The following is a 15436-nucleotide window of genomic DNA, read 5'->3' as shown; positions in this document are numbered from 1 at the left end:
GCGCACGACGCGGGAGGGCACGGTCGTGGTCGCGTGCGGCGGGCTGACCGGCGTCGAATCGGCGACCGAGCTGGCCGAGGCGCACCCCGGGGCTGCGTGTCGTCCTGCTGAGCAGGGGCAGTACCTGCTCGATGATGGGCCCGAAGGCCCGCGCCCACGCCGAGCGCGCCATGCGCCGCCTCGGCGTCGAGGTACGCGAGGACGCCGAGGTGGTGAAGGTGCTGCCCGACGCCGTCGAGCTGGCGGGCGGTGAGCTGATCGGCTGAGTCGCGACGCTGTGGACCGCCGGGACCAGGGGCCTGGCGCTGGCGCGCGAGGCGGCCGCTGGGCCGTCCTGTACAAGGAGCCGGTCAGCGGCAGCCCGATCCCCGGCTTCAAGCTGCTCAAGCGGCGGATCGTGCCCGCCGCCCTGCTCAAGCTCAGCTCTGGCTGACGGCCTGCGTGACCGCGTTGGGCCCGTTGTACTCGCGGTCCGGGATGGATTCGAGGGCCTGAATCATCTCCTTGTCGGCCCCCTGTTCCTTGGCCGTCCTGACCAGGTCGTCCCGTGTGGCCGGGTAGTCGACGCCGGACAGGTGCTTCTGCAGTTCGATCGGGTTCGGTGTCTTACTCATGGCCTCTCGCGTACCCATGCCCACCCTCGAGCTAACCCCTACGGCGCGCGTTCCAGCAGCTCACGGGCTTGCTCCACCTCGCGCGGCAGCTCGCGCCTGCGCGCCAGCGCCCGTGGCAGCCGCAGGACGGCGGCGCGCAGCCCCGCCAGTCCAGGACGCCCGCTGCCCGCGGCGCGGAGCACCGTGCGCGCGACCACCGGCCACGGGCGGCGCAGCACCGCGGTGAGCACCGCGTTGCGCGCCGCCAGGGCAAGCCGGGCCTGGGGGTCGCGGGAGGGCGCGGGGTGGTGGTGGGCGACGACCGCCTCCACGTAGGCCAGCTCCCAGCCGCGCGCGGCCAGGTCCACCGCCAGGCGCTCCTCCTCGCCGAAGAAGAAGATCACGTCGTCGAAGCCGCCCGCCTCGAGAAACGCCGACCTGCGCACCACCGCGCCGCAGGCCAGGAAGCCCAGCACGCCGGGGCCCGCCGTGCCGGGCAGCGGGGAGCGGGCCATCAGGACGCTGACGGGGTCGGTGCGCTCCTCGGGGCCGACCAGCACCCTGGCCGCGAGCACGGCGAGGCGTGGATGGGCGTCCAGGACGTCGGCCGCCCTCTCGAGCGCGCCCTCGGCCCACCAGGAGTCGTCGTCGGCGAAGGCCACGTAGGGCGTCTGGGCGAGCTCCACCCCGACGTTCCGCGCGGGCGAGCCCAGGTTGCGGCCCGCGTCGACGACCCGCACGTGCGGGAAGCGGTCCCGCACGAACGCGGGAGTGCCGTCGGTCGAGCCGTTGTCGACGAGGATGACGGGCCCCGTGTGCAGGGGCAGCGTCCGTTCCAGCGCCTCTCGCCTGTTCCGCGTGGCCACCACGGTCGTCGTCCTCGGCTGTCTCATTGACGGGTTCTACCCCTTGACGCTCGCGCAGGAACGGCGTAGACAGGCGGGTAACAGCGTTACCGCACAGAAACGGCGTTTCCTCTTATGACGGCTTACCAGCAGGCGCAACAGGCGGGACAGCAGGCCGTACGGGCCGCCATCCTCGACGCCGCCACCCATCTGCTGGTCACCGAGGGGGCCCGCGCGCTGACGGTGCGCGGCATCTCCGGCGCCGTCGGCTGCTCGACCAAGGTGATCTACACGCTGTTCGGCGGCAAGGAGGGCCTGGCGCAGGCGCTCTGGCTGGAGGGCTTCGCCAGGTTCGAGCGCCGCCTGCTGGCCGCCGGCGGCGACCCCGACCCTCTGGTCAGGCTGATGGAGTGCGGCATCGCGTACCGGGCCTACGCGCTGGACGAGCCCGACTACTACCGGGTGATGTTCCAGGGCGCCCTGCCGGGCTTCGTGCCCAGCCCCGAGGCGCTGGCGGCAGCGCGCCGGGCGTTCGACATCCTCACCGCCCACGTCTCCGCCTGCCTGGAGGCCGGACGGCTGCGCGGCGGCACCGCGGAGGAGATCGCCGACCTGCTGTGGATGGCCGTGCACGGCGCCACCAGCCTCGAGCTGGCAGGTCACCTCACCAAGGAGCAGGCCGAGCGGCGTTACCGACTGCTCTGCGTCTCCATGCTCAGCGCGTTCCTGACGTCCGACGAGAGGACAGCCCCATGACCACGCCCTACCGCGGCGGCTTCGCCCCTGTCTCGGAGGAGATCACCGCCTTCGACCTGCCCGTCACGGGGCGGATCCCGGCCGAGCTGAACGGCCGCTACCTGCGCAACGGCCCCAACCCGCTCAACCTCGACGACCCCTCCGCCGCCCACCTGTTCCTCGGCGAGGGCATGGTCCACGGCGTACGGCTGCGCGACGGCAGGGCCGAGTGGTACCGCAACAGATGGGTGCGCAACGCGGCGACCGCCCGCAGGTTCGGCGAGGAGCCGCGGCCGGGGCCCGTCCACGACGACTTCGACCTCGCCGCGAACACGCACGTCATCGGGCACGCGGGCCGCACGTTCGCCACCGTGGAGGCGGGGGCCAGGCCGTACGAGCTGACCTACGAGCTCGACACGGTGGGGCCGTGCGACTTCGGCGGCACGCTGCCTGGGGGATACGCCGCGCACACCAAGCTCGACCCGCACACCGGCGAGCTGCACGCCATCGCCTACTACTTCGGCTGGGACCACCACCAGCACGTCGTGCTCGACCCGCAGGGCAGGGTCAGCAGGACCGTCGATATCCCGGTCGCCGACGCCCCCATGGTGCACGACCTGGCCCTGACCCAGCGCTACGTGGTGATCTACGACCTGCCCGTCACCTTCAGCATGGACCACGCGGCCAAGGGGGCGCCGCTGCCGTACAGCTGGAACGACGACCACCCCGCGCGCATCGGGCTGCTGCCCAAGGACGGCGGAGAGGTGCGGTGGCTGGAGGTGGAGCCGTGCTGGATCTTCCACACGCTCAACGCCTACGACGACGGCGACCAGGTGGTGATCGACGCCGTCCGCTATCCCAAGCGGTTCGTCGACGCGCGGCTCGACCTGGGCGGCATGCCGACGCTCGACAGGTTCACCCTCGACCTCGCCTCCGGCAAGGTCTCCGAGAGCAGGCTCGACGACAGGGCGCAGGAGTTCCCCCGCGCCGACGAGCGGCTGACCTCGCTGCCCTACCGGTACGGCTATGCGGCGACGGCCGACGACTACCTGGACGTCATCTTCGCCGGCGACACCGAGATGGAGGATCTGCCCGACGCGGCGTTCGGCAACGCCCTCATCAAGCACGACCTGCTCCGCGGCGTCCAGGAGACCAGGACGTTCGCCAGGGGCGCGGCGGTGGGCGAGCCGGTGTTCGTGGCCGCGCGGGCGGGCGCGGCCGAGGACGACGGCTACGTGGTGGCCTTCGTCAACGACCCCGGCAGGGGCGCGACGGACCTGGTGATCCTCTCCGCCCAGGACTTCACCGGCGAGCCCGTCGCCACGGTCCACCTGCCCGCGCGGGTCCCGCTCGGCTTCCACGGCAGCTGGGTCGCCGACGCCGAGGGGAGCTGAGCTCGACCGGCTCCTGACCTCCTCCTGCGGCGGGGGATCGCAACCTTGACGTGACGCACCGCCATCTCCCTCCTGACCTGCGCCAGAGCTCCCGCCGGAGACCGGTGATCCAGGCGTCCGATCGCGTGGTCATAAGGCGGTAGCCTCTTGAGGTTGGGAAAACGTGAAAAGGGAGAAGGCCGTGACGGGTCTGGTCGTCGCCATGGACGGTCCTTCGGGGTCGGGTAAGTCGAGCGCGTCGCGCGGGGTGGCCCGTGCGCTCGGTCTGCGCTACCTGGACACAGGGGCGATGTACCGCGCGATCACCTGGTGGATGCTGCGGAAGGGCGTCGACCTGTCCGACCAGGCGGCGATCGCGTCCCGCGCGGACGAGCCCGTCCTGGTCTCGGGCACCGACCCCGAGTCGCCTGCCATCCAGGTCGACGGCGTCGACGTGGCGGGGCCGATCAGGAGCCAGGAGGTGACCGCCGCCGTCTCGCTGGTGGCCGCCGTGCCCGAGGTGCGGGCCAGGCTCGTGGCGCTGCAGCGGGAGATCATCGGCTCCGGCGACATCGTGGTCGAGGGCCGCGACATCGGCACCGTGGTGGCACCTGACGCGACGCTCAAGGTCTATCTGACCGCGAGCGCCGAGGCCAGGGCCACCCGCCGTACGGCGGAGCTGACCGGCACGTCGGTGGAGGCGCAGCAGGCCGCGATGGCCAGGCGTGACACCCTTGACTCGACACGTAAGACCGACCCTCTCTCGATGGCGGTTGGCGCCGTCGAGCTCGACACCACCGCTTTGAACCTCGACGAGGTTATCGCTGAAGTGTTGAGATTGATCAAGGAGCGCGCCTGACATCAGGTGCGGTACTCAAAGGAACGAAGAGAACCGTGACTACGGGGGAGTACGACGACGCCGGCTGGATCGAAGCCGAGCTCGCCGACATGGAGATCACCACTGACCAGCTCGAGCACCAGGCGGTCGCCCTGCCGGTGCTCGCCGTCGTGGGACGGCCGAATGTCGGCAAGTCGACGCTGGTCAACCGCATCATCGGCCGCCGCGAGGCGGTCGTGGAAGACGTGCCCGGCGTGACGCGCGACCGCGTCACCTACGACGCGACCTGGCGCGGGCGGCGCTTCACCGTCGTCGACACCGGCGGCTGGGACCCCGACGCGACGGGCATGAACCTGCGCATCGCCGAGCAGGCCCAGATCGCGGTCGAGCTGGCCGACGTGATCCTGTTCGTGGTCGACGCCGTCGTGGGCGCCACCGACGCCGACGAGATCGTCGGCGGGGTGCTGCGCGCCTCGGGCAAGCCGGTCATCCTGGCCGCCAACAAGGTCGACAACCAGCAGATGGAGCTGGAGGCGACGTCGCTGTGGTCGCTCGGCCTCGGCGAGCCGCACCCGGTCTCCGCGCTGCACGGCCGCTCCTCCGGCGACCTGCTCGACGTGGTGCTCGACGCGCTGCCCGAGACGCCCAAGCAGACCTTCGGCGAGGCCGCGGGCCCGCACCGGGTCGCGCTGCTCGGCAAGCCCAACGTCGGCAAGTCCTCGCTGCTGAACAAGCTGGCGGGTGAGGAGCGGGTGCTGGTCGACCCGATGGCGGGCACCACCCGTGACCCCGTCGACGAGCTGATCGACCTCGGCGGCACCACCTGGCGCTTCGTCGACACCGCGGGCATCCGCAGACGCGACCGCGAGCTGCAGGGCGCCGACTTCTACGCCGCGATGCGCACCCGCGCCGCGCTGGAGAAGGCGGAGGTGGCGATCGTGCTGATCGACGCCAGCGAGCCGCTCACCGAGCAAGACCTGCGCATCATCGGCCTGGTCATCGAGTCGGGCAGGGCGATGGTCGTCGCCTTCAACAAGTGGGACCTGGTCGACGAGGACCGGCGCTACTACCTGGAGAGGGAGATCGACAGGCAGCTCGTCCGCACCCCGTGGGCGCTGCGCGTCAACATCTCCGCCAAGACCGGCCGCCACATGGACCGTCTGGTGCCGGCGATCGAGAAGGCCCTCGACTCCTGGTCCACCCGGGTGCCGACGGCCAGGCTCAACGCCTTCCTCACCGAGCTGGTGCAGCAGACGCCGCCTCCGGTGCGCGGCGGCAAGCAGCCGAAGATCCTCTTCGCCACCCAGGCGTCGACCGAGCCGCCGAAGTTCGTGCTGTTCACCTCGGGCTGGCTGGAGGACACCTACCGGCGCTTCATCGAGCGCAGGATCCGCGAGGAGTTCGGCTTCGCGGGCTCGCCGATCGAGGTCACGATGAAGATCCGCGAGAAGCGGAAGGGCGGGCAGGCGCCGAAGAAGTAGCCCTCACTCCGGGTGGTTGTGGCCGTCGAGGGCGAAGGGGCTGCGCACGGCGTCATAGGCGACGTGCAGCGTCATCCCCTCGGCGGCGTGGGTGAGCTCGTGGCAGTGTGCCAGCCACACGCCGGGGTTGTCGGCACGGAGCGCCACCTCCCACACCTCGCCGGGGCCGACGTCGAAGCTGTCCATCCACACGGGCGCGGCCGGCGCCCCGTCGCGGGTGAGCACCAGCACGTGATGGCCGTGCGGGTGCATGGGGTGCGGCTCGCCGCTGCGGTTCACCACCGTGAAGCGGACCCATTCGCCCTCCTTCACCAGCGCGGGCGGCACTCTGGGCCAGACCTGCCCGTTGACGGTGTGCGACAGTCTCGGAACGCCGCCGCGCAGCGCGACCAGCCGGTCGAGCACCCAGGTGTAGGAGCGGTCGAAGCGCTGCGGGGCCCTGACGTCGCCCGAGCCGTACCTGGTGATGTCGATCAGCGGGCCCGCCGACGGCGCGGGGGCGGCGCCCGCGCCGGGGGTGAGGAGCAGGCCCACGCCGTCCGCCGACATCAGCACGGGCCGTGGCGGCATGGTGAAGACCAGGTCGTAGCGGCCGCCCGCGGCCAGCCTGGCGCGTCCGTCCCGCAGCGCGCGGCCTGCCACGGGCAGGCCGTCCACCGCCGCGATCCGGTACGGCACGCCGCTGACGCCCAGCGTGTGCGGCCCGTTGTCGGTGTTGGCCACCCGCAGCCGCACGGGCGTGCCGGGGGCGAGGACCCTGGTGGCGAGGCCGTCGGCGGGCGGCGAGCCCGCCAGCGCCACGGTGAGGGACCCGCCGAAGGTGTGCAGCGCGACGGGCTCGTCGAACCCCTCGGGGGCCACTGGGTCCACGGGATCCACGGTGAACATGCCGAACAGCCCGGCCCGCAGGGCCCTGTTGGGCGTCTCGTGGGTGTGGTACCAGTAGCTGCCCGGCTGGTCGGCGCGGAAGCGGTAGACGAACTCCTCGCCTTTTCGCACCGCGTTCTGGGTGAGGCCCGGCACGCCGTCCTCGCCGTTCGGGACGTGGTAGCCGTGCCAGTGCAGGGTGACGCCCCTGTCGGCCAGCTCGCTGCGCAGGCGCACCTCGACCGTCTCGCCCTGCCGTACGCGCAGCGGCGGGCCGGGGGAGCGGCCGTCGAAGGTCAGCGCCTCCACCGTGCGTCCCGAGGCGAGCGTGATCGTGGCGGGCTTGGCCGTCAGCGTGAAGCGGCGCAGCTTACCCGATGCAGGGCCGGATTCGGGGCCGGATTCAGGGGCTGCTTCAGGGGGGCCGCGCAGCGCGGTGACGTCCACGGTGCCGCCGGGGGCCAGCCGCAGCGACGCGGGAAGCCGGGCGTTCCACACCGACAGCCCGCTCCAGGCCACCGCGAACGCCACCACCACGGCGCCCGCCACCCGCCATCGGCGTCCGGGAGGTCCCGTGCGGGTGAGCATCGACCAGGTGGCCAGCGCCCCGCCGAGCACGGCCGGCGTCAGGACCACCGACAGGTACGGCGAGAGCGGATACCCCATCCCCACCGCCACGACCACCCCCGCCACCGCCGCGTAGGCCGAGGTCAGCGGAAAGAGCACGACGAGCGGGGAGAAGGAGCCGCGCAGCAGCCCCGGCACCGACACCACGGCGGCGGCCAGCGCGGGCGGCAGCAGCAGCGGCAGCGCCAGCAACGCCTTCTCCCCGGCGAACCACCACCCGTGCCCGGCGAGGGTCACGGTCACGGCGAGCCGGCCCGCCGTCGCGACCAGAGCGATCACCACGAGCGCCGCCGCCCACCCGGCCGCACGGGGCGACCCGGCCCGGCTTCCTGGGACGGCTTCGCGGGAGACCGGCGGGTGGCCTCCAGGGACGGCTTTGCGGGAGACCAGCAGGTGGCCTCCCGCCCAGCCCCACGAAACGGCGACCAGAATGACCAGGATCCGGTCGAGCGCGATCAGCGCGGCCGCGCTCACACCGTTTCTGTGGCCTGGCGACCCGCCCCGCTCCTGGCGTGGGCCTGCGCGCCGCGCACGGCGGAGATCGCCGCGCCCAGCAGCAGCACGCCGACGATGGCGTGGAAGCCCAGCACGTACAGGCTGGCGGGGGTGGTCTTCTCCATCGTCGCGCCGGCCAGCTCGGCCAGCGGGAACAGCACGAACATCTGGATCGCGACCAGCACGATCGGCGCGGCGCACAGGCCGATCAGCTTGCCGGGGGCGCGGGCGACGGCCGCGAGGATCGTGGTGACGAGGGAGACGGCGGGGATGACCATGAAGCCGTTCAGGACATGCCAGCCGATCGCCGCGCTCTCGGGGTCGGCCGGCTCGGGCGTCTCGAAGGCGCCGTAGGTGGCCAGGTAGAACTGCAGCACCACGAGAGCGAGCTGGATCACGGTGAAGACGACCAGGACCTTGCGCATGTCGTGCTCCTCAGGGGGATCGATGCTCCCATGCTGAGCTCGGGGCGGCCCTACGCGCATGAGTAGCCCCATACTCAGCCGTTCTGTAACGCGTGTTAAGATCTGCGCCAACACGTCGAGGGAGACGAGTAACCCCCGGGCCGTGGAGGGCCGAGAGAGCCGCCGGGAGCTGTGAAGGCGGACCCGACCACCCGGGCGAAGACACTCCTGAGTGCGGGGAGGAAATGCCCCGCCGGGCTGACCTCCGTCACAGGGTCGTGTGAGGCCGTCCGCGAGGGCGGCGAAGGCGCGGTGGCACCGGGAGTCCCCTTCTCCCCCGCGTCCCCAAGGGATCATGCGGCTCAAGGAGTTGTGATGATCTCTCGTGTCCTGTCGGCGGAGCTCGCTGAGCACGCCGGGCAACGAGTGAAGGTCGCGGGCTGGGTTCACCGCCGGCGGCTGCTGAAATCTGTTTCCTTCCTCATAGTGCGCGACCGCGCGGGTCTGACGCAGGTCGTCTGCTCGGGGGAGCTGCCCGTCGAGGAGAGCGTGGTCGAGGTGACGGGCAGCGTCACGGTCAACCCGCAGGCGCCCGGCGGCGTCGAGCTGACCGCGCCCGAGCTCACCGTGCTGGCCGAGCCGGCGAAGGCGCCGCCCTTCGACCTCTACCGGCCCACGGTCCTCGCGGCGCTGCCCACGATCCTCGACCACGCGCCCGTCGCGCTGCGCCATCCCGCGTTGCGCGCGCCGTTCGAGATCGCCGCGGCGAGCGTCGCGGGCTTCAGATCGGCGCTCGACGGCCTGGGTTTCACCGAGATCCAGACGCCGAAGATCGTCGCCTCGGCCACCGAGTCAGGGGCGAACGTCTTCGGCATCGACTACTTCGGCAGGCCCGCCTACCTCGCCCAGTCTCCGCAGTTCTTCAAGCAGGCGATGGTCGGGGTGTTCGAGCGGGTCTACGAGGTCGGCCCCGTCTTCCGCGCCGAGCCGCACGACACCGCCCGCCACCTGGCGCAGTACACCTCACTCGACGCCGAGCTGGGGTTCGTGCGCGACCACAGGGACGTGATGGCCGTGCTGAGGGAGGCGATCGCGGGCATGACGGAGGCTGTTCGGCACCGCGCGGCCACGGCCGTCGCCACCCTCGGCATCACGCTGCCCGAGGTGCCGCGGGAGATCCCGTCGATCCACTTCACCGAGGCCCAGGCGATGACCGGTGAGGACGAGCTCGACCTGTCACCCGCCCAGGAGCGGTGGCTGTCGGAGTGGGCGCTGCGGGAGCACGGCTCCGACTTCCTGTTCGTCACGGGCTACCCGATGGCCAAGCGCCCCTTCTACACCTGTCCCGACCCCGAGCGGCCCGGCCACTCCAACGGCTTCGACCTGCTGTTCAGAGGGCTGGAACTGGTCACGGGCGGCCAGCGGCTGCACAGGTACGAGGACTACCTCGCGGTCCTGGGTGACGAGAGCGGGCCCTACGAGGGGTACCTGTCGGCCTTCGCGCACGGCATGCCGCCGCACGGCGGCTTCGCGATCGGCCTGGAGCGATGGACCTCCAGGCTGACCGGGGCGGCCAACGTCAGGTCGGCGACGCTGTTCCCTCGCGACCTGCACCGCCTGGCGCCCTGACCAGCAGCGCGACCGCCGCGCCGAGCGCGCACAGCGCGGCGGTGGCCACGAACATCTCGGTGTACTCCACCCGCAGCGCCGCCCGCACCTGCTCGGTGTAGGCGGCCAGCTGCCTGGCGTAGGTGGCGGCGTCGACGCCGACGGGCAGCGGGGTGTCGAGGTCGGCGGTGAGCGACTGGAAGCGGTAGAAGCCCCACGCCGACACCGCGGCGATGCCGATCAGCATGCCCATCATCCTGGCCACCACGACCGCGGCCGAGGCGACGCCGTGCTGGGCGGCGGGCATGACGCGCAGCGCGGCGGAGGAGACGGGCGCGATCACGACGCCGAGGCCGGCCCCCGCGACCATCAGGTCGGCCGGCCCGGTGAGCGAGCCCGACAGCAGCCAGTAGCCCGCCGTCGCGACCGCCAGCCCGGCCACCATGACGGGCGGCTCGCCGTACCGTCTGGTGAGCAGGCCGCCCAGCAGCGCGCCCGCGACGAGCGCGCCGAGGAACCAGGCCAGGGTGAGCGCCCCGCCGAGCGCGTCGGCGCCGAACAGGGTCTGCGCCGACAGCTGCACGAAGACCATCGTGACCAGCAGCGCGGCCCCTGACAGGAAGCTGACGGCCAGCGTGGCCAGCAGCGGCCGCTTGGGCAGCCCGGTGAGGTCGAGCAGGCGGACGGGGGAGCGGATCTCCCACCACACGAACGCCGCCGCCACCAGCAGGCCCGCGCCGATCAGCGGCGGACCCCACGCGGGCAGCACGGCCTTGGCGGGATCGGGGTTGTAGAGCCCGGCGACCAGCAGGCCGAGCGACAGGGCCAGCAGCGCGCCGCCGGTCACCCCGACCCTGCCCGCGCGCACGGGCGAGGAGGGGACGGTCCGCTGGACGGCGAAGGCCGCGAGCGCCGCCAGCGGCACGTTGAGCCAGAAGATCGCGTGCCAGCCGCCCAGCTCCACGCCGGCCAGCTGGACGGCCGGCAGCAGCGCCACGACCGCGCCGTACAGCGGGCCGAGCGCGCTGCCGAGCTCCTGGGCGGCGCCGACCGCGCCGAGCGCCACGGGCCGCTCGCGCTCCTGCCACAGGTCGCCGACCAGCGCCATCGTGATCGGCAGCAGCGCGCCGCCGGCGACGCCCTGCACGGTACGGCCGGCCACCACCATGGGCAGGGAGGCGGCCAGCGCGGTCAGGACCGAGCCGAGGGCGAACAGGGCGAGGCAGGCATGGATCAGGGGGCGCCTGCCGTACCGGTCGGACAGCTGGCCGAGCAGCGGCATCGCGGCCACGTAGCCCAGGAGGAACCCGGTGACCACGGGGGTGACCCGCTCCAGGCGGTTGACCGGCACACCCACGTCCTGGGCGATGCCGATCAGGACGGTGACGACCACGTAGGCGTCGAGCGCGGCCAGCAGGACGACGGTGCCGCCCACGCCGAGGGCGACGGTGCGGCGCAGGCTCATCCGGCGGGCGGGGTGACGGTGACGGGCACGTCGTAGTCGGTCAGCGTCACCGTGACCGAGCCGCCTTCCAGCGGGAGGTTGATCCGGTTGAGGCGGCTGGAGGCCTGGTCGACCCAGAGCTTGCCGTTGATGTCGGAGGTGACGCCCGGAATGAGCGAGCCCATCGTCTTGCCGGGGAAGGTGGCGGCGACCCGGTAGGAGCCGTCCTCCGCGGCCTCGGTGACCGGTTTGACCAGCCCGCCGAGCAGGGTCGAGATGCCCTTGTCCGGGTGCAGGAGCGTCGAGGGGTCGTAGCCGACCCCCGCCATGAGCGCCTGCTTGGGCAGCGTCTGGAAGCCGCCTGTCGCGCCCTTGAAGTGGACGGTGTCGCCGATCATGGCGAAGCTGAACTCCTGGAGGCTGCCGAAGACGGAGATCTGGAGGGTCCCGTCGGCGTCACCCTTGGCGGTGAGCCTGCCGTCGGCCTTCTTGAGCTGGAGCTTCGGCGTGCCGTCCGTCGTGATGGCGAACGACGCGCTCGTGACCGCCTTCATCGCCTCGGCGGACTTGGTGACCAGGTCAGGCCCCTGCGGCAGGGCCTCCTGGCTGGAGCAGGCCGTCAGCGCCAGCGCGAGGACGACGGGGAGAAGTTTCCGCGGCATTCCCGGATCGTAGCGCTCAGCGGATGCTCTTGAGGTGCTCAAGGATGGGGGTGTACGCCCGCTCGAGCGCTTCGAGCTGGTCGTCGGTCAACAGGTCCACGAAGTGGTCGCGCACGCTGGCCACGTGGTGCGGGGCGACGCGCTGCATCGTCTCCCAGCCCTCGTCGGTCAGCACGGCGAACGTGCCGCGCCGGTCGTCCGCGCAGTCCTCCCTGGCCACCAGCCCGGCGGCCTCCATGCGGGAGATCTGGTGCGACAGCCGGCTGCGCGACTGGATCGTCGCGTCGGCCAGGTCGCTCATCCTCATGCGTTTGCCCGGGCTCTCCGAGAGGTTCACGAGGATCTCGTAGTCGTTGAGGGAGAGGCCGAACTCCTGCAACTCCCGGTCGAGGCGGTGCGACAGGAGCTTGTGCACGGCGAGGTGGGCACGCCAGGCGCGCTGCTCTGTCGTGGTAAGCCAGCGAGGCGTGCTCATGATCTCAATTTACCTCTCAGGGCGACCCGGATGACCTCGTCGAAGTCAAGGCGGGCTTGGCGGGGGAAGCGCGCCGGCGGCGCCTTGCCGGTCATCGGCCGGGTGCCGGGGGACATGTGCCTGGTCAGGCGCCTCGAACCCGGAGAGGTTCGCGGTGCCGGACACGTAGAGTGATCTCTCCCCCCACACGATCTCCCAAGGGGAGGACCTGTCCGACCACCGTGTCCTACGTCGTGCCGGCCTTCTCGTTCGTCATCGAGGCGATCTCGTGGCGCAAGGCGAGGTCGCAGGTGCGGGCCGAGGCCGGGGCGGCACGGGATCAGCCCGCGCGCCTACCTCGTGCGCACGTCCGACACCGCGCTGAAGGCGGTGCTGTTCGCGGACTCGGCCGCGCTGGCCGGGCTGGTGATCGCCGCGCTCGGTCTCTGCTCGGGCCAGGGCGGCTCATGGGGGCCGCGAAGATCGATTTCAGGGACGAGGCGAGCGCCGCGGGCCTGGAGATCGCCTGCGACGAGGTGGACGGGCGGCTGCGCGCACGTTACCCCGGAATCGTCCAGCTTTTCGTGGACCGCACACCTAGCCGTAGAAGTGCATGACGACCGCCAGGCCGACGACGTGCATGAGCACCACGCTGACGATCAGGAAGACGAAGACGAACTTGGCGGGACCGTGTTCGAAGTGCTTGCCCTCCTCGAGGGGCTTGCGCTGGGCCACACGGTCGGCGATGCGCTCCTCGAGCGGCTTCTTGTAGAACACGCCTCTACCCTACCGTCACCCTTGTCGCCGGACAGTCGGTGACAATCGTCACAAGGACGTCGTCGGGGGCCGTCCACTCCAGGAAATGACGGCCCTGCCACTCGAATCTGGGCCCGTCGCCCAGCCCGGAGAGGTCCACCTCACGCAGCCGGTCGAGGGTCAGCTCGCCCCGCTTGACCAGCGCCTCCTTGCGCGCCCACAGCCTGATCAGCCCCGCGTTGTCCGTGACCAGCGCCCGCTCGCGCGCGGTCAGCGCCTGAGCGGCCAGCCCGCCGTCCAGCGGGCCCGCGGGGACCCGCTCGGCGTCCACGCCGACCCTGCCGCGGCCGACGGCCGCGCAGACATAGCCGCGGGTGTGGCTGAGGCTGACGCCGAGGTCGGGCGCCTGCTCCAGGTACGGCCTGCCGTGCCCGGGGCCGTGCACGTCGCAGTGCTGCAGCAGGGTGACCTTCTCGGGGGGCAGGCCGAGGAAGGCGGCGGCGCAGTGCCGTACGAGGAGGTGGGCGGCGACGAACGCCACACGGTCGGCGTCGCGGACGAACCTGGCGGCCCGCTCCCGCTCGACGTCCGTCAGCCACGCCGGTGAGCCGGGGACCTCGCCGGCCGTGCCGCCCATCGCCACTGGATCATGCATGTGCCCAGAGTAGATCAAGCGGTTCATTACGTACGTTTCTCATTAGGAGAGGTCATCATCGAACTTGTCCGGGCATGGGCGGATCATGAGTGTCTTGGGGAAGGCGATGCCGCTCGCCGCGGCCCTGGTGGTGCTCTGGGCGGGGCCCGCGCTCGCCGAGCTGAAGGCGGGCGACTCGGGCGCAGGGGTACGGCAGATGCAGGACAGGCTGCACGAGCTGGGCTACTTCGTGGGGGCGCGCGGAGGGACCTACGGCCCGCTGACGGTCCAGGCCGTCCACGCGCTGCAGAAGGCGGCGGGCATCGAGCGGACCGGCGTCTACGACCGCAGGACCAGGCAGGCTGCGCGCAGGGGCACCCTGCCCAGACCGCTGCGGCTGCCCGGACGTCAGGTGCAGGTCGACCTCAGGCGCCAGCTGCTCATGGTCACCCAGAACGGGCAGGTGCGGCTGGTGGTCAACGCCTCCACCGGCTCCTACGGCACGCCCACCCCGCGGGGGACGTTCAGGGTCACCAGGCAGATCGACGGGATCCGACGGGCCGAGCTCGGCTCCCTCTACCGGCCCAAGTACTTCGTCGGCGGCATCGCCGTCCACGGATCGCCGTCGATCCCGCCCTACCCCGCCTCCCACGGCTGCGTCAGGGTGGCCAACGCGGCCATGGACCACCTGTGGCGCGACCGGCGGCTGCCGGTCGGCGGCCGGATCGTGGTGTTCTAGTCGCCCTTGCCGAGCTTGGTCTCGGTCTCCTTGGCGGCGCCGAGCACGGTCACGTCGCTGACCTTCCAGACGCCCTTCTGCTTGATCATGGTGAGCTTGAGGTGGGTGCCGAGGACGTTGCGCACCGCCTCCTTGCTGGTGACCTGCTGGTCGACCGAGATCAGGGCTTTTGCACTGACCTCGTCCACCTCCGACAGGTAGACCTCGCGGACCGTCGCCTTGGAGACGGCCTCCAGCTTGATGATCACCTGTTCCATCGGGCCGCCGAACGCCTCGTCGTAGGTGGCGAGGAAGTTGCCCGCGGTCATCGCGATGACCTGGCCGCGGGTGGTCTGCAGGTCCTTGTAGTCGTAGCTGAGCAGGGTGGTGGCGAAGGCGCTGGCCGCTCCGGAGACCTCGAGTCGCAGCAGGCGGTCGTGCTCCAGCGGGGTGAGCTGACCCTGCAGGCGGTCGGCGGTCATCCACTGCAGGACGGCGGTCCCGCCGGTGGCGGCCAGGACCAGCGCCAGCACCGCTCCCAGCGCCACCCCGCGCCAGCGCGCCCCCTTCGACGTCCCGGTACGGCCCGCGCCCTCGCGCCGCTCCTCGCCGGGCTCCTCGGCCCGTTCTTCGGCCTCCACCTCGGCGCGCTCCTGGGCCGTCACCCTGGCCCGCTCTTTCTTCGCCCGCCCTTCCTTGGGCCGCTCTTCCTTGGGCTGCTCTTCCTCGGGCCGCTCCTCGGCCTCCGCCTCGGCCCGTTGCTCGCCGGTCGGCCCGGCCTCGGCTTCGGTCTGCGCATCGGTCCGAGCTCCGGTTTGCTCGTCGCCCCGAGCTTCGGCCTCGTCGGCCTGTGGTTCGGCTTCGAGGGTCGTGTCCTCGGCGAGGTCCTGCTTGGTGGTCAT

Annotated in this window: 18 protein-coding genes; 8 read left to right on the top strand and 10 right to left on the bottom strand. The window is 71.8% G+C overall.

Going from position 1 to position 15436, the window contains the following annotated elements; genetic code table 11:
* Positions 1-131: 131 nt before the first annotated feature.
* Positions 132-266 carry a hypothetical protein gene (locus tag H4W81_RS48705; protein WP_264083178.1) on the top strand — a complete coding sequence of 45 codons (135 nt, stop codon included), beginning with the start codon at positions 132-134 and terminating at the stop codon, positions 264-266.
* Positions 267-277: 11 nt separating this feature from the next.
* Positions 278-433, top strand: a complete 156-nt coding sequence (locus H4W81_RS20080; protein ID WP_192776222.1) for a hypothetical protein — start codon at positions 278-280, stop codon at positions 431-433.
* On the opposite strand, the gene H4W81_RS20075 is transcribed toward H4W81_RS20080, so the two are convergent.
* The gene (locus H4W81_RS20075; RefSeq protein ID WP_192776221.1) at positions 420-614 is read right to left on the bottom strand and encodes a DUF2795 domain-containing protein; all 195 of its coding nucleotides are present in this window, start codon (positions 612-614) and stop codon (positions 420-422) included. The two genes, H4W81_RS20080 and H4W81_RS20075, sit on opposite strands and share 14 nt — an antisense overlap.
* 38 nt (positions 615-652) lie before the next feature.
* Positions 653-1486: a glycosyltransferase family 2 protein gene (locus H4W81_RS20070; RefSeq protein WP_192776220.1), complete on the bottom strand. Its 834-nt coding sequence runs from the start codon at positions 1484-1486 to the stop codon at positions 653-655.
* An 87-nt stretch (positions 1487-1573) separates the two neighbouring features.
* On the opposite strand from H4W81_RS20070, the gene H4W81_RS20065 reads away from it, so the two are divergent.
* From H4W81_RS20065 to der, 4 genes are all read left to right on the top strand, one after another.
* The gene (locus tag H4W81_RS20065; protein ID WP_192776219.1) at positions 1574-2194 is read left to right on the top strand and encodes a TetR/AcrR family transcriptional regulator; all 621 of its coding nucleotides are present in this window, start codon (positions 1574-1576) and stop codon (positions 2192-2194) included.
* A complete protein-coding gene (locus H4W81_RS20060) occupies positions 2191-3567 on the top strand; it encodes a carotenoid oxygenase family protein (protein ID WP_192776218.1) in 1377 nt (458 codons plus the stop codon). Before H4W81_RS20065 ends, H4W81_RS20060 begins: the two co-directional genes overlap by 4 nt.
* Positions 3568-3748: 181 nt before the next feature.
* Positions 3749-4405, top strand: a complete 657-nt coding sequence (cmk, locus tag H4W81_RS20055) for a (d)CMP kinase (protein WP_318781837.1) — start codon at positions 3749-3751, stop codon at positions 4403-4405.
* Positions 4406-4494: 89 nt separating this feature from the next.
* Complete coding sequence (gene der / locus H4W81_RS20050; protein WP_225959906.1) at positions 4495-5865, top strand: ribosome biogenesis GTPase Der; 1371 nt, start codon at positions 4495-4497, stop codon at positions 5863-5865.
* A gap of 3 nt (positions 5866-5868) precedes the next feature.
* Here der and H4W81_RS20045 read toward each other — a convergent pair whose 3' ends face one another.
* Both H4W81_RS20045 and H4W81_RS20040 read right to left on the bottom strand, forming a co-directional pair.
* A complete protein-coding gene (locus tag H4W81_RS20045; protein ID WP_192776216.1) occupies positions 5869-7833 on the bottom strand; it encodes a multicopper oxidase family protein in 1965 nt (654 codons plus the stop codon).
* Positions 7830-8279, bottom strand: a complete 450-nt coding sequence (locus H4W81_RS20040) for a DUF6220 domain-containing protein (RefSeq protein WP_192776215.1) — start codon at positions 8277-8279, stop codon at positions 7830-7832. The genes H4W81_RS20045 and H4W81_RS20040 overlap by 4 nt, the downstream gene beginning before the upstream one ends.
* Positions 8280-8633: 354 nt before the next feature.
* On the opposite strand from H4W81_RS20040, the gene aspS reads away from it, so the two are divergent.
* Positions 8634-9887, top strand: a complete 1254-nt coding sequence (gene aspS / locus H4W81_RS20035; RefSeq protein ID WP_192776214.1) for an aspartate--tRNA(Asn) ligase — start codon at positions 8634-8636, stop codon at positions 9885-9887.
* Here aspS and H4W81_RS20030 read toward each other — a convergent pair.
* From H4W81_RS20030 to H4W81_RS20010, 5 genes are all read right to left on the bottom strand, one after another.
* Positions 9838-11331, bottom strand: coding sequence for an MFS transporter (locus tag H4W81_RS20030; RefSeq protein ID WP_192776213.1), 1494 nt, complete (start codon positions 11329-11331; stop codon positions 9838-9840). The two genes, aspS and H4W81_RS20030, sit on opposite strands and share 50 nt — an antisense overlap.
* A complete protein-coding gene (locus H4W81_RS20025; protein ID WP_192776212.1) occupies positions 11328-11972 on the bottom strand; it encodes an LppX_LprAFG lipoprotein in 645 nt (214 codons plus the stop codon). The genes H4W81_RS20030 and H4W81_RS20025 overlap by 4 nt, the downstream gene beginning before the upstream one ends.
* A gap of 16 nt (positions 11973-11988) precedes the next feature.
* A complete protein-coding gene (locus tag H4W81_RS20020; RefSeq protein WP_192776211.1) occupies positions 11989-12447 on the bottom strand; it encodes a MarR family winged helix-turn-helix transcriptional regulator in 459 nt (152 codons plus the stop codon).
* A 576-nt stretch (positions 12448-13023) separates the two neighbouring features.
* Positions 13024-13203 carry a hypothetical protein gene (locus H4W81_RS20015; protein ID WP_192776210.1) on the bottom strand — a complete coding sequence of 60 codons (180 nt, stop codon included), beginning with the start codon at positions 13201-13203 and terminating at the stop codon, positions 13024-13026.
* A gap of 4 nt (positions 13204-13207) precedes the next feature.
* A complete protein-coding gene (locus H4W81_RS20010; RefSeq protein ID WP_225958708.1) occupies positions 13208-13837 on the bottom strand; it encodes a 4'-phosphopantetheinyl transferase family protein in 630 nt (209 codons plus the stop codon).
* 85 nt (positions 13838-13922) lie between these two features.
* Here H4W81_RS20010 and H4W81_RS20005 point away from each other — a divergent pair, with 85 nt between their 5' ends.
* Positions 13923-14555, top strand: coding sequence for a L,D-transpeptidase family protein (locus tag H4W81_RS20005; protein ID WP_225958707.1), 633 nt, complete (start codon positions 13923-13925; stop codon positions 14553-14555).
* Here the strand turns inward: H4W81_RS20005 and H4W81_RS20000 are convergent.
* Positions 14552-15436, bottom strand: a complete 885-nt coding sequence (locus tag H4W81_RS20000; RefSeq protein WP_192776209.1) for a hypothetical protein — start codon at positions 15434-15436, stop codon at positions 14552-14554. The genes H4W81_RS20005 and H4W81_RS20000 overlap by 4 nt on opposite strands.

The organism is Nonomuraea africana, from assembly GCF_014873535.1.
In the GTDB taxonomy this organism is placed as follows: domain Bacteria; phylum Actinomycetota; class Actinomycetes; order Streptosporangiales; family Streptosporangiaceae; genus Nonomuraea; species Nonomuraea africana.
This window is presented reverse-complemented; position numbering and strand designations above follow the sequence as displayed.

Coding starts and splice junctions, on each gene's coding strand:
- H4W81_RS48705 (WP_264083178.1), top strand. CDS start 132: ATGATGGGCCCGAAGGCCCGCGCCCACGCCGAGCGCGCCATGCGCCGC.
- H4W81_RS20075 (WP_192776221.1), bottom strand. CDS start 614: ATGAGTAAGACACCGAACCCGATCGAACTGCAGAAGCACCTGTCCGGC.
- H4W81_RS20070 (WP_192776220.1), bottom strand. CDS start 1,486: ATGAGACAGCCGAGGACGACGACCGTGGTGGCCACGCGGAACAGGCGA.
- H4W81_RS20065 (WP_192776219.1), top strand. CDS start 1,574: ATGACGGCTTACCAGCAGGCGCAACAGGCGGGACAGCAGGCCGTACGG.
- H4W81_RS20060 (WP_192776218.1), top strand. CDS start 2,191: ATGACCACGCCCTACCGCGGCGGCTTCGCCCCTGTCTCGGAGGAGATC.
- der (WP_225959906.1), top strand. CDS start 4,495: ATGGAGATCACCACTGACCAGCTCGAGCACCAGGCGGTCGCCCTGCCG.
- H4W81_RS20040 (WP_192776215.1), bottom strand. CDS start 8,279: ATGCGCAAGGTCCTGGTCGTCTTCACCGTGATCCAGCTCGCTCTCGTG.
- aspS (WP_192776214.1), top strand. CDS start 8,634: ATGATCTCTCGTGTCCTGTCGGCGGAGCTCGCTGAGCACGCCGGGCAA.
- H4W81_RS20030 (WP_192776213.1), bottom strand. CDS start 11,331: ATGAGCCTGCGCCGCACCGTCGCCCTCGGCGTGGGCGGCACCGTCGTC.
- H4W81_RS20025 (WP_192776212.1), bottom strand. CDS start 11,972: ATGCCGCGGAAACTTCTCCCCGTCGTCCTCGCGCTGGCGCTGACGGCC.
- H4W81_RS20020 (WP_192776211.1), bottom strand. CDS start 12,447: ATGAGCACGCCTCGCTGGCTTACCACGACAGAGCAGCGCGCCTGGCGT.
- H4W81_RS20010 (WP_225958708.1), bottom strand. CDS start 13,837: ATGCATGATCCAGTGGCGATGGGCGGCACGGCCGGCGAGGTCCCCGGC.
- H4W81_RS20005 (WP_225958707.1), top strand. CDS start 13,923: ATGAGTGTCTTGGGGAAGGCGATGCCGCTCGCCGCGGCCCTGGTGGTG.
- H4W81_RS20000 (WP_192776209.1), bottom strand. CDS start 15,436: ATGACCACCAAGCAGGACCTCGCCGAGGACACGACCCTCGAAGCCGAA.